Origin of the sequence: Aeromicrobium piscarium (assembly GCF_007421815.1) — a bacterium.
In the GTDB taxonomy this organism is placed as follows: Bacteria; Actinomycetota; Actinomycetes; order Propionibacteriales; family Nocardioidaceae; genus Aeromicrobium; species Aeromicrobium piscarium.
In genome coordinates this window covers 482,507-495,303 of record NZ_VLNT01000001.1, presented here as the reverse complement: position 1 = coordinate 495,303, position 12,797 = coordinate 482,507, and the positions used below count along the sequence as shown (strand labels likewise).

General features: G+C 67.9%; 12 protein-coding genes. 2 read left to right on the top strand and 10 right to left on the bottom strand.

Translation table 11 applies throughout. The features are described 5' to 3' along the window. Positions 1-72: 72 nt before the first annotated feature. Positions 73-1,917, bottom strand: coding sequence for a glutamine--fructose-6-phosphate transaminase (isomerizing) (gene glmS / locus FNM00_RS02585; protein ID WP_143911433.1), 1,845 nt, complete (start codon positions 1,915-1,917; stop codon positions 73-75). Between the two features lie 46 nt (positions 1,918-1,963). On the opposite strand from glmS, the gene coaA reads away from it, so the two are divergent. Then, the gene (gene coaA, locus FNM00_RS02580) at positions 1,964-2,914 is read left to right on the top strand and encodes a type I pantothenate kinase (protein ID WP_143911432.1); all 951 of its coding nucleotides are present in this window, start codon (positions 1,964-1,966) and stop codon (positions 2,912-2,914) included. 237 nt (positions 2,915-3,151) lie between these two features. Here the strand turns inward: coaA and glmM are convergent, their stop codons facing one another. Genes glmM through rplM form a run of 3 tightly spaced genes read right to left on the bottom strand, consistent with a single transcriptional unit; the run spans position 3,152 to position 5,467 of the window. After that, positions 3,152-4,498: a phosphoglucosamine mutase gene (glmM, locus tag FNM00_RS02575; protein ID WP_143911431.1), complete on the bottom strand. Its 1,347-nt coding sequence runs from the start codon at positions 4,496-4,498 to the stop codon at positions 3,152-3,154. A gap of 7 nt (positions 4,499-4,505) precedes the next feature. Next, on the bottom strand, positions 4,506-5,003 hold the full coding sequence (gene rpsI / locus FNM00_RS02570; protein WP_143911430.1) for a 30S ribosomal protein S9: 498 nt from the start codon (positions 5,001-5,003) through the stop codon (positions 4,506-4,508). A 20-nt stretch (positions 5,004-5,023) separates the two neighbouring features. Next, positions 5,024-5,467, bottom strand: coding sequence for a 50S ribosomal protein L13 (rplM, locus tag FNM00_RS02565; RefSeq protein ID WP_143911429.1), 444 nt, complete (start codon positions 5,465-5,467; stop codon positions 5,024-5,026). 224 nt (positions 5,468-5,691) lie between these two features. Here rplM and FNM00_RS02560 point away from each other — a divergent pair, with 224 nt between their 5' ends. Beyond that, positions 5,692-6,987 carry a citrate synthase gene (locus FNM00_RS02560; protein WP_143911428.1) on the top strand — a complete coding sequence of 432 codons (1,296 nt, stop codon included), beginning with the start codon at positions 5,692-5,694 and terminating at the stop codon, positions 6,985-6,987. A gap of 72 nt (positions 6,988-7,059) precedes the next feature. On the opposite strand, the gene FNM00_RS02555 is transcribed toward FNM00_RS02560, so the two are convergent. The 6 genes from FNM00_RS02555 to FNM00_RS02530 form a co-directional block, all read right to left on the bottom strand. Further along, positions 7,060-7,764: a TetR/AcrR family transcriptional regulator gene (locus FNM00_RS02555; RefSeq protein WP_221933544.1), complete on the bottom strand. Its 705-nt coding sequence runs from the start codon at positions 7,762-7,764 to the stop codon at positions 7,060-7,062. Positions 7,765-7,827: 63 nt separating this feature from the next. Further along, positions 7,828-9,336 (bottom strand): AMP-binding protein, encoded by a 1,509-nt coding sequence (locus tag FNM00_RS02550; RefSeq protein ID WP_143911427.1) that lies wholly within the window; start codon positions 9,334-9,336, stop codon positions 7,828-7,830. Positions 9,337-9,342: 6 nt separating this feature from the next. Beyond that, positions 9,343-10,311 (bottom strand): cyclase family protein, encoded by a 969-nt coding sequence (locus tag FNM00_RS02545; protein WP_246065032.1) that lies wholly within the window; start codon positions 10,309-10,311, stop codon positions 9,343-9,345. After that, entirely contained in the window at positions 10,308-11,186 is an 879-nt protein-coding gene (locus FNM00_RS02540; protein ID WP_143911426.1) for an MBL fold metallo-hydrolase, read from the bottom strand. The genes FNM00_RS02545 and FNM00_RS02540 overlap by 4 nt, the downstream gene beginning before the upstream one ends. Before the next feature lie 39 nt (positions 11,187-11,225). Then, positions 11,226-12,008 carry an SDR family NAD(P)-dependent oxidoreductase gene (locus FNM00_RS02535; RefSeq protein WP_143911425.1) on the bottom strand — a complete coding sequence of 261 codons (783 nt, stop codon included), beginning with the start codon at positions 12,006-12,008 and terminating at the stop codon, positions 11,226-11,228. Continuing rightward, complete coding sequence (locus FNM00_RS02530) at positions 12,005-12,793, bottom strand: ABC transporter ATP-binding protein (protein WP_143911424.1); 789 nt, start codon at positions 12,791-12,793, stop codon at positions 12,005-12,007. The genes FNM00_RS02535 and FNM00_RS02530 overlap by 4 nt, the downstream gene beginning before the upstream one ends. Positions 12,794-12,797: the final 4 nt, after the last annotated feature.

Genomic DNA, 12,797 nt, shown 5'->3' with positions numbered 1-12,797 from the left:
TACCTCCCGCGAGCGCCAGCGAGTGGGGGAAAGGGAGGTGCCCCCAGGCCAGGACTTGGGTGACACAGCCATTCACTCGACGGTGACGGACTTGGCCAGGTTGCGCGGCTGATCGACATCGTGACCGAGCTGCGTCGCCAGTTCGCACGCGAACAACTGGAGCGGGACGGTGGCGACGAGCGGCTGCAGCAGCGTAGGCACGCGGGGCAGGCGGATCACCTCGTCGGAATAGGGCACGACGGTGTCATCCCCTTCTTCTACGAGTGCGATCGTGCGGGCACCCCGCGCGCGGACCTCCTGGATATTGGAGACGATCTTCTCCTGCAGCTGATCACGGGCCCGCGGTGGTACGACCACGAATACCGGGACTCCGTCCTCGATGACCGCGATCGGGCCGTGCTTCAGCTCACCGGCGGCGAAGCCCTCGGCATGCACGTACGCGAGCTCCTTGAGCTTGAGCGCCCCCTCGAGCGCGACCGGGTAGCCCACGTGGCGGCCGAGGAACATGATCGACCGATTCGACGACAGCCGGTCGGCGAGCTTGCGGATCTGGTCGGCATTGTCGAGCACCTGCTGCACGGCCTGCGGGGTGCGTCCCAGCTCATCGAGGATCAGCTGGATCTCGTCGCCGTACTTGGCGCCCTTGACCTGAGCGAAGTAGAGCGCCAGCAGGTAACACGCCACGACCTGCGACAGGAAGCCCTTGGTCGAGGCGACCGCGATCTCCGGGCCGGCGTGGGTGTAGATGACGGCATCGGACTCACGAGGAATCGTCGAGCCATTGGTATTGCAGATCGACAGCACCCGGGCGCGCTGTTCGCGGGCGTAGCGGATCGCCATCAGGGTGTCCATCGTCTCGCCGGACTGGCTGATCGAGACGACGAGGGTCGTGTGGTCGAGGATCGGATCGCGGTAGCGGAACTCCGAGGCGAGCTCCACCTCACACGGGATGCGGGTCCAGTGCTCGATGGCGTACTTGGCGACCATGCCGGCGTAGTAGGACGTGCCGCAGGCGATGACGATGATCTTGTCGACCTCGCGAAGCTCGCCATCGGACAGGCGCATCTCGTCGAGCTGCAGACGCCCGTCCGTGCCGATCCGGCCGAGGAGCGTGTCGGCGATGGCCTGGGGCTGCTCGTGGATCTCCTTGAGCATGAACCAGTCGTAGCCGCCCTTCTCCGCCGCGGACACGTCCCAGTCGACCGTGTACTCCTTGGTGGAGACCGGCTGGCCGTCGAAGTCGGTGACCACGACGGCATCGGCGGTGATCTCGACGACCTGATCCTGGCCGAGCTCGATCGCGGTGTGGGTGTACTCGATGAACGCGGCGACATCGGAGCCGAGGAAGTTCTCGCCCTCGCCGCGTCCGACGACCAGCGGCGAGTTGCGGCGGGCGCCGAGCACACGGCCGGGGGTCTGGGCGTCGGCGACGACGAGCGTGAAGGCACCCTCGAGGCGGCGGCAGACCGCACGGAAGGCCTCGGTGACGTCCGGCGTGGTCTGCAGCTCGTGATGCAACAGGTGGGCGACGGTCTCGCTGTCGGTCTCGGAGACGAAGTCGTAGCCGGCGTCCTCCAGCTCGTCGCGGAGCGTGGCGAAGTTCTCGATGATGCCATTGTGGACCACCGCGATGCGTTCGGAGGCGTCGAGGTGGGGGTGGGCGTTGACGTCATTCGGCGCGCCGTGGGTGGCCCAACGGGTGTGGCCGATGCCCGTGGTGGAGGCCGGGAGCGGGCTCTCCTGCAGCACGTCGTCGAGATTCACGAGCTTGCCCGCCTTCTTGGCGCTGGCGATGCCGTCGGCCGTCACCAGGGCGACACCGCCGGAGTCATAGCCCCGGTATTCCAGGCGCCGAAGGCCACCCATGATGACATCGACCGCCGGGCGCGAGCCCACGTATCCAACGATTCCGCACATAGCTTCCAGGGTACCGAGTGACGGGCGAAATCACGGCATCGCAACAATGGTCCCCATGTCACGTGAGCTGACACCGTTCGTCGAACTGGAACGGTCCGCTTGGGCCGAACTCGCCGACGACTCCCCGGTCCCCCTCACCGAGGCGCAGATCGCCAGCGTGCGTGGTCTCGGCGAGGAGCTCGATCTCGATGAGGTCGAGCAGGTCTACCTTCCCCTCACGCAGCTCATCAGCCTGCGGGTCCGTATGGCCGGCGCGCTGTACCGCGCCACCGAGCGCTTCCTCGGCAACCCGCAGGCGACCAAGGTGCCCTTCGTCATCGGTCTTGCCGGCTCGGTCGCGGTGGGCAAGTCGACGACGGCTCGCCTGCTGCGCGAACTGCTCGCCCAGCGCGAGGAGCACCCCCGGGTCGATCTGGTGACCACCGATGGCTTCCTGTTGCCGAATGCCGAGCTGGAGCGGCGCGGGATCCTGGACCGCAAAGGGTTCCCCGAGTCCTACGACCGCAAGGCCCTGCTGCGCTTCATCATGGGGGTCAAGAGCGGTGCCGAGCACGTCGAGGCCCCGGTGTACTCCCACCTGACCTACGACCGCACCGACGAGCGGGTGCGGATCGATCGTCCCGATATCGTCATCGTCGAGGGGCTCAACGTGCTGGCGCCGGCCCGGGCGCGTGGGGACGGCAGCCCGGGACTCGCGATCAGCGACTTCTTCGACTTCGGGATCTATGTCGATGCCTCCAGCCGTGACATCCGCCGGTGGTACATCGAGCGTTTCCTGCGACTGCGGGAGACCGCCTTCGCGGACCCGGCATCGTACTTCCACCGCTACAGCTCGTTCACCGATGAGCAGGCCGTGGCCCGCGCTGAGGAACTGTGGGACACCATCAACTGGCCCAACCTGCGCGAGAACGTGGCCAGTACCCGCGGCCGCGCGGATCTCGTGCTGCGCAAGGGCTCGGACCACACCGTCAAGTGGGTCCGCCTCCGCAAGCTCTAGACCCCCGCCCGTGCCCTCCGTCTAACCCCGCCCACCTTTTGACCACTTGTGGCCCGTTGGCGAGCGGCCCACCGGGCCATAACCGGCCAAATCTCGGACGGATCGGCCGTGCGGTCCAGCATGCGAGATCGTCTCGCGCCTCGGACTGATGCCGGCCGGGTCTCCAGATGTGGCCGCTCGTGGCCCATCTCAGCCCTTCGAAACGGGCCACAAGTGGCCACATCGTGGACCCGGAGGTTACAGACGGAGCTGGGCGCGGACGATGCTGGCGAGGCGGTCGGCCACCTCGGTCGCCTCGTCCTCGGTAGGAGCCTCGACCATGACGCGCACCACCGGCTCCGTCCCCGAGGGACGCAGGAGCACGCGACCGGTCTCACCGAGCTTGGCATCGGCGGCGGCGACCTCGCCCTGGAGCACCGGATCGGTGCCGGCACGATCCTTGTCGACACCCGAGACATTCAGCAGCACCTGCGGCAGACGCGTCACGACCGTGGCGAGGTCGCCGAGATCGCGCCCTGTCGCCACCATCTCGGCGGCGAGATAGACCGCGGTGAGAACGCCATCGCCCGTCGTGGCGTGGTCGCTCATGATGACATGGCCGGACTGCTCGCCCCCGAGCGTGAAACCGCCCGCGCGCATCGCCTCCAGCACATAACGGTCACCGACGGCGGTGCGCACGAGCGTGAGACCGGCCTCTTCGAGGGCGAGCGAGAGACCCAGGTTGCTCATGACGGTCGCCACGACGGTGTCGTCGACGAGCCGGTCCTCACGCTGCAGTCGCAGGGCCAGCACCGCGAGGATCTGATCACCGTCGACCAGCTGCCCTTCGGCATCGACGGCCAGACAGCGATCGGCGTCTCCGTCGAAGGCGAAACCGGCGTCGGCGCCGTGCTCCACCACCGCGCGCCGCAGATCCTCCGGATGCGTGGAACCGCAGTTCTCGTTGATATTGAGCCCATCGGGCTCGGCATGAATGGTCACGACCTCGGCGCCCAGGGCCGCGAAGGTCTCGGGGCCGACCTCATAGGCCGCGCCGTTGGCGCAGTCCAGGACGATCCTCACGCCGGCGAGCCGCTCCGGGACCGAGGCGGCGAGATGCTTGACATAGGCGCCGAGACCTGCCCGGCTGTCGCCGACACGTCCGACGGACGCCCCGGTCGGACGCTCCCACGGCTCCTGGAGACGCCGCTCGATCGCCGCCTCGATGTCATCGGCCAACTTGTGGCCGCCTCGGGCGAGGAACTTGATGCCGTTATCGGGCATCGGATTGTGCGAGGCCGAGATCATCACGCCCATGTCGGCCTCGAGCAGGGAGGTCAGGTACGCCGTGCCGGGAGTCGGGACGATGCCCAGCCGATGCACGTCGACCCCCGCAGACGCCAAACCCGCGACCACCGCGGCCTCCAGGAACTCTCCGGAGGCACGCGGGTCGCGGGCGACGACGGCGGTGGGACGCTGATCGGCGAAGGCCCCCGCCTCACCCAACACATGGGCGGCGGCGACCGACAGATCCACGGCGAGCTCGGCAGTCAGGTCCCGATTGGCCAGACCCCGAACTCCGTCCGTACCGAAGATACGGCCCACCAGTGGATCAGCGCTTGCTGTACTGCGGCGCCTTGCGGGCCTTCTTGAGACCGGCCTTCTTGCGCTCCTTGATGCGCGCATCGCGCGTGAGGAGTCCGGCCTTCTTGAGCGTGGGACGGTTGGCCTCGAGGTCGACCGCGTTCAGCGCACGGGCAACACCGAGGCGCAGCGCGCCGGCCTGACCGGTCATGCCGCCGCCGTCGACACGCGCGATGACGTCGAAGGACTCCTGCAGACCGGTGGCCGCGAGGGCCTCCTTGGCGATCTGCTGGTGCAGCTTGTTGGGCAGGTACTCCTCGAGCGGCTTGCCGTTGACCGTCCAGGTGCCGGTGCCCGGGAAGATCCGCACACGAGCGACGGCCTCCTTGCGGCGGCCGGTGGCGCTGGCGGGAGCGATGATGGACGGCTTGTCCGTCGAGCCGACGCTCGGGGAGGTCTCCGAGGTGTAGGCGACACCCTCGGCGTTGGCGGTGTACTGGGCGTCTTCGGTGGTGGTCTCAGCCACGGTGAACCTGCTCTTCTCGCTTACTGGGAGATCTGCGCGATCTCGAAGGACTGGGGCTTCTGGGCGGCGTGCGGGTGCTCCGGGCCGGCGTAGACCTTCAGCTTGGTGATGAGCTGACGGCCCAGACGGTTCTTGGGCAGCATGCCGCGGACCGACTTCTCGATCGCCTTGCGGGCATCCTTCTCGAGGAGGTCTCCGTAGGCGGTCTGCTTCAGGCCACCGGGGTAGCCGCTGTGGCGGTACACGTTCTTGTCCGAACGCTTCTTGCCCGACAGCGCCACCTTGTCCGCATTGACGATGATGACGAAGTCGCCACCATCGACGTGCGGAGCGTAGGTCGGCTTGTGCTTGCCGCGCAGCAGCGTCGCCGCCTGGACGGCGAGACGGCCGAGAACGACGTCCTCGGCATCGATGACATGCCACTGACGGTCGATGTCAGCGGGCTTCGGGCTGTACGTGCGCACGGCGTGACCTTCTCGCTTGTCGGTGTTGCTGGATTCGGTGTGGGCGCGGCACGGCTGATGCCGCAGGCACCACGACGTCCAAGCCTAACTGTCGGACCCCAACTGGGTCAAAACGGGGTCCCTGTCGCGGACCCAGAATCGCGCCATGTGAGCACGACCACTACGTTAGAGGTGCTGTCCCACCACGAGACCGCAGAACCGTCTTACGTCACAGGAGACCCAACGTGACCCAGAAGCAGACGCTGACCGTACGCGACAACCGCACTGGCGACGAGTACGAACTCGACATCACCGACGGCGCCATCCGCGCGAGCGACGTAGGCAAGATCGGCAAGACCGAGGACGAGGCCGGCCTGGCCGTCTACGATCCCGGATTCACCAACACGGCCTCCACGCGCAGCGCCGTGACCTTCATCGATGGCGACAAGGGCATCCTCGAGTACCGGGGTTACCCGATCGAGCAGCTGGCCGAGTCCTCGAACTTCCTCGAGGTCGCCTACCTCCTCATCTACGGCGAGCTCCCCACCCGCGAGCAGTACGAGCGGTGGGAGCACGAGATCACCTTCCACACGTTCGTGCACGAGGACATCAAGACGGTGATGCGCGGCTTCCGCTACGACGCCCACCCGATGGGCATGCTGCTGTCGAGTGTCGGCGCGCTGTCGACCTTCTACCCCGAGGCCCGCAACATCACCGATGAGCAGATCCGCCACGAGCAGATCGTGCGGCTCATCGCCAAGATGCCGACCCTCGGCGCCTGGTCCTTCCGGCACGCGCAGGGCAAGCCCTATGTCTATCCCGACAACGATCTCTCGTATGCCGAGAACTTCCTGTCGATGCTGTTCCGGATGAGCGAGCCCAAGTACGAACCCGACCCGCGGCTCACCAAGGCGCTCGAGGTGCTGTTCATCCTGCACGCCGACCACGAGCAGAACGCCTCGGCGAATGCCGTGCGCTCGGTCGGCTCGACCCAGGTCGACCCGTACTCGGCGGTCAGCGCCGGCATCGCGGCGCTCTTCGGCCCGCTGCACGGTGGCGCCAACGAGGCCGTGCTACGCATGCTCAAGCGCATCGGCAGCAAGGAGAAGGTGCCGGCCTTCATCGAAGGCGTCAAGAACGGCGACGAGCGCCTCATGGGCTTCGGCCACCGGGTCTACAAGAACTACGACCCGCGCGCCAAGATCATCAAGAAGGCCTGCGACGAGGTCTTCGAGGTCACCGGCGTCAACCCGCTGCTCGAGGTCGCTCAGGAGCTGGAGAAGATCGCGCTGGAGGACGACTACTTCGTCTCGCGCAAGCTCTACCCGAATGTCGACTTCTACTCGGGCCTCATCTACGAGGCGCTGCAGTTCCCGCCGGAGATGTTCACCGTGCTGTTCGCGATCCCGCGCACGGCCGGCTGGCTCGCCCAGTGGATCGAGCTGGTGGACGACCCGGAGCAGAAGATCGCGCGTCCCAAGCAGATCTACACCGGCGGCCGCACGCTCGACTTCGTGCCGGCGTCCGAGCGCTGGAAGTGACAGCGGCCTGACCCACGACGAGGGGCGCCCCACCGATCGGTGGGGCGCCCCTCGTCGTCGCGCGAGCCGAGGTCAGCGCCGGTCGTCGACCGCCAGCTGCCCGGCGCCCAGACCGAAGGCCATGACCCAGAGGCTCAGCACGGTCTCGACCACCTCGTCGAAGTCCTCGCGCCCCTCCACGGCGAAGCTGTTGTACGCCATCTTGTTGGTCATGGCCGAGAGGGCGTTGACCGTCAGCAGCATGGTCTTCGGATCGACCTCCCCGTCGCGTTCCTTCCACCGGCGGATGGACTCGGCATTGCGCAGGTGATTGGCGATCTCGCGTTCGCGGCGCGAGGTGCGGAACTCCGCGTCGATACCGGCCACCTGTTCGATGAGCAGCATCAGGCGGACGTTGTCGCGGTAGAAGGTCAGGTACGCCCGCAGACCGTCGCGCAGCGCCTCCGCCGGCTCCCGGTCGAACTGCCCGAGACCGAAGTCCGCCGTGTGCAGCATCTCCTCCTGAGCCTCTTTGAGGACCTCCTTGAGGATCTGCTCCTTGTCCTCGAAATAGGTGTAGAAGGTGCCGGCGGAGCTGTCGGCCAGCGCGGTGATGTCCACGATCCGCGAGTCGGTGTATCCGTCCCGTTCGAAGACGATCCGGGCGGCGGCGATGAGATCGGCGCGGGTGCGGCGGGCGCGCGCCGACAGCGAGCGGTGGTTCGCGGGCCGCGGTGTCACCCGGCGCGGCGAACGAGCACCTCCGTCATCATCGCTGGGGCGTCCCATGGCGTCCATGTTCCCATGGTGCCGCGCCCTGCACGTCGCTTCGCCCGAGACCGGCCGCGGACGTCCGCGCGGTCACTCGCGCCTCGCGACGAGCGCCTCGCGGTCGATGGACCGCTTGAGGATCTTGCCGGTAGCGCCCTTCGGCAGCTGGTCGACGAAGGAGAACACACGCGGGACCTTGTAGGACGACAGGTAGCCCTTCGTCCAGCGGGTGATCTCCTCACCGTCGAGCTCGACCCCCGGGGAGGCGACGATGACGGCGGCGACCTCCTCGCCGTAATAGCCGTCCGGCACGCCCACGACCGCGACCTCGACGATGTCCGGGTGGCGGTAGAGCACCTCCTCGACCTCGCGCGGGTACACGTTGTATCCGCCGCGGATGATGAGGTCCTTCGAGCGGTCGACGATGCGCAGATAGCCGTCCGCGTCGAGGGATCCGAGGTCCCCGGTCCGCAGCCAGTCGCCGTCGAGGGCCTCCGCGGTGGCCTCGGGCCTGTTCCAGTACCCCTTCATGACCGTCGGACCCGACATGAGGATCTCACCGACCTCGTCCTCGTCCGCACATGCGCCGTCCGGACGGCGCACCTGCAGGCTCGTTCCGGGCAACGCCGGGCCGACGGTGCCCACCCGCTGCTCGCGGTTGACGTCATTGAAGGTCGCCGCACCCGTGGACTCGGTGAGCCCATAGCCCTCGAGGATCGCGCACCCGAAGCGGTCGGCGAAGCGCTCGATCACCTCGGCCGGCAGCGACGCCCCGCCGGACAGCGCGATCCGCATCGAGGCGACGTCACCGGGAGCCAGTGCGGTCCGCGCGTGCAGCATGGCATTCCACATCGTCGGTACCCCGGCGAGGGCGGTCAGCCGCTCATCGCGCATCAGCCGGAGCAGGGCGTCGGGATCGAAGGGGTGCACCAGCGAGAGGGAGGCGCCCGCGGCGAGGAAGGTGTTCATGCACGCCGCCTGGCCGAAGACGTGGAAGAGCGGCAGCGCGGTGCCGAGACGGTCCTCGCTCGTGAGGTTGAGGACCGGACGGAAGGAGTCGGCCGTGTCGACGAGATTGGCCGCCGTCAGTTCGGCGCCCTTCGGCTGCCCGGTCGTTCCCGACGTGTACAGGATGACGACCGTGTCCTGTGGATCGTGTTCGAAGGCCTCCGTCGCCCCTCCAGGTGCGGCGGGGGCGCCGTCCATCTCCGTGCCCTCCCCCAGCTCCCAGACCTCGATGTCGCGCCCGCCGGCGGCCTCCGCGGCGGCACGGACGTGTTCGTGCCACACAATGACCAGGTCGGCCCCCGAGTCGTCGAGGACGTATCCGATCTCGTGGGCCGTCGACATCGTGTTCATCGTGACGACGGTGCACCCGGCCGCGTGGAGCCCGTAGTAGACCTCTGGGAACTCCGGCACGGAGGGAGCGATCAACAGGACACGATCGTGGGGCCCTCGCCCGGAGGCCAGGACCGTGGCGGCGACGCGTTGGTTGGCTGCTCTCAGCTGCCCATAGGAGATCTCCCGGGGGGATCGCAGGGCCAGTCGCCGCGGCGTCGATCGCGCCACGTCCCAGACCCGTTCAGCGATGTTGACCATGGCGCCTCACCTGATCGCCTGCGGATTGGCCGGGCTGCCGACGGCGCCGGTCACGGGCAAGGGAGGAGCCACGAAGAGGAAGTCGTACACGCCGTCCCCCGCGCAGCGCGCGGCCAGGTCGTCGAGGGCGAAGATCTCCCCCACGAAGAGCCCCATGTTCGGCACCATCACCTGATGCAACGGCTGGAAGGAGTCCGCCAGCTCGTTGGGCCGCACCTCCACGCCCCAGGTGTCGGTGGCGATCGCCGCGATCTCCGTGCGATACAGCCAATCGGCGGTGTCGAAGGACAGACCCGGCGCGTCACCGCCGGCGTAGTCGCCCCAGCCGTCCCGCCGGCGTGCCCCGAGGAAGCCGGTGCGCACCAGGACGATGTCTCCCCGGCCGATGCGTGCGCTCTCACCCTGGGCGTCGATGCACTCGAGCAGCAGCCGCTCGGTGATCGCGAAACCGGGGTCGAGCGAGGACAGACCGCAGTGCCGCGCGAGGTCGAGCAGCACGCCGCGCGAGACGAATCCGTCGGCCACCTGCTCGATACCGTTGCGCCGTGCTCCGTCGAGTCCGGTGACGTCCGTGGCCGGGTACCCGTTCCACATCCTGCCGCGGTCGAAGATGTGCGAGAGACCGTCCCACTGGGTGCCGCACTGCAACGGCATGGTGATCGTGTCATCGGCGGCGCCGAAGCCGTGCGGGAGGAAGTCCTGCACCCCGGCAGCGGCATCCGTTCCGGTGAAGGTCATCGTGTGCAGTGGGTTGACGCGGCCGAGCTCCCCGGTCTGTGGTCCGGTGGCGTCGAAGGGCAGCGCCAGTGAGACGACATCGCCGCGGCGCACGAGGCTCGCGGCCTCGAGCACCTTGTCGGGGGTGATGAAGTTGAGCGTCCCGCGTTGATCGTCCGGACCCCAGCGGCCCCAGTTGCGATACCGCTCGGCGGCTGCGTGGACGGTCTGGGCGGTGTCCTCTTCCGGCTCGTTCACTTGACGAATTCCCAGTCGTGGGACGGCACCGGGGCCAGGCCCGCGTCGTAGGCGACGGGGCTCCGTTCGTCGATGCGCTCCGCACCCCGCCGGCGCCACTCCTCGATACGCGCCGGATCCTGTCGTCCCGGCATCATCGTGGGCGGCAGCGCCTGCTCGACCGAGAGTTCGGCGGGTTTCATGCCGGCGATGCCGAAGGACAGCGTCTTGAGATACTCCACCTCGCCGCCGGCGAGTACGCGGAACGGTGCGTCGTGGCCCGGATAGATGAGATCGGCCGTCTCGATGACCCGTTCGATGGAGGCCGTCGCCGCCTTCTCATCCCAGAACACCAGCGGGTTGACCTTGGTCTTGGCCACCGAGGCGAGATGGAAGGCATCGGAGGTGAGGACGGCGAGTCCCTCCTCGGTCTCGACGGTCGCGCCGATACTGCCGACGGTGTGTCCGGCCATCTCCATCACGCTGACACCCGGGATGATCTCGTGCCCCTCGCCGACCTCCTGGATCGGGAGCTGCTCGAGCACATATCCCGTCCACGACGGGGTCGCCCAGTCGTCGACGGCCGGATCGTGCGCGTACCTGCGCTCCTCACCGTGCATGAGCATCGTGGCGTTGCTGAACAGGTCGATGTTCTGCATGTGATCCCAGTGCGCATGGGTGCTCAGCACATAGTCGATGTCGAGGGTGCTCAGACCGAGCTTGGCCAGCGAGTCGACCAGGAGGACACGGCGGCCGCAGTGGGCCGTGTCGACGACGATGCGCCGGAGGGCTCCATCGCGGTCCTCGCCCTCGATCAGCGCCACGGCGCAGAATCCGACCTGTCCCTGGTCGGAGACGGCGGGGATGCCGTCCAGCAGCTGGGTGATCTTCGGCATGGTGGTTCTCCTCTGCGGTGCGGGTGTGAGATGGGGGATTCAGTTCATGACGAAGCCGGCGGCGACCGTGACGTCGATACCGGTGATGCCGGCGGCCTCGTCCGAGAGCAGGAAGGTCACTGCGGCGGCGACCTCCTCGGGCTCGACGAAGCGGTGGAGCGCCGACTGGCTGGTGAGTCGTTCGCGGATCGCCTGTTGCGGTTGGCCGAGGGCCTCGGACTGCTTCTCCATCACCCAGTCGAGCCGCTCGCCGGCGACGCCGCCGGGCGAGACGAGGTTGACCCGGACGCCCCGCGGGCCCGCATCGGCCGCGGCGGTCTTCGTCAGCCCGATGAGGGAGGCTTTGCTCGCCGTGTACGCAGACCGATGGAGCAGGGGGTTCTTGCCGGAGATCGATCCGATGTTGACCACCGATCCGGCACCGGCCTCGATCATCGCGGGCAGGAAGGCCCGGCACATGAGGAACACCCCGCGCAGGTTGACTGCGATGCACGCATCCCACTCGCCGTCCTCGATCTCCCACAGCGGACGCGAGGGCCCGGCGATGCCGCTGTTGTTGACCAGGCCGTGCACCGTACGCCCGTCATCGGCCAGTTGGCGGCGCAGGCCCTCGATCTGGTCGGCATCGGTGACGTCGAGGGGGTGGATCGAGGCCGCTCCCCCGTCGGCGTGGATGCGTTCGGCGGTGGCCTCCAGCCCGTCCCTCGCGCGGCTGGCGAGGACCACATGCCATCCGTGCCGTGCGGCGTCGACCGCGATCGAGCGGCCGATCCCTCCGCTGGCTCCGGTGACGATGACGGTGCGGTCGTGGACGTCGTTCATGTGAGGACCTCTTCTGTGGTGTGGCCGAGGAGATCGCGCAGCGAGCTCTCGAGCTCGTCGAAGCGTCGGTCCTCGGTCATGGCGCGGGTGCGATCGGCTCCGAAGGGGCTGTCGAACTCGGCGATGATGGTGCCGGGGCGGGCCGACATCACGAGGATCTTGTCGCCGAGGTAGATGGCCTCGCGGATGTCGTGGGTGATGAACACGGTGCTGCTGGAGACCATGGACATGAGCCGGATCAGCTCGTCCTGCATGAGCTCCTTGGTGAGGGCGTCCAGGGCGCCGAAGGGTTCGTCCATGAGCGTCAGCGGCGCGCGCACCGCGAAGGCACGGGCGAGGTTGACGCGTTGTTGCATGCCGCCGGAGATCTGGTGCGGATGGTGGTCCTCGTAGCCGGCCAGGCCGACCGCCTCGATGGCCTCCATCGCTCGTGCCCTGATCTCCTTTTTCGGGATCTGCCGCCGCGATTCCAGACCGAACTCGACATTGCCGAGCACGGTCCGCCAGGGCAGCAGCGAGGCGTGCTGGAAGACCACCGAGGAGTGGTCGTCCGGACCGTCGACGCGATCGCCGTCGACGGTGATGGAGCCGCCCGCATAGGGCGTCAGCCCGGCGATGCAGCTCAAGATGGTGCTCTTGCCGCAGCCTGAGGGGCCGATGATCACGACACACGATCCGCGTTCGACCGTGAGATCGGCACCGGAGATCACCTCCACCGGGGTCTTGCTGGTCCGGCTGGGGAACGACACGACGAGGTCGTCGACGCGGACAATGGGGTCAGCCATGGTC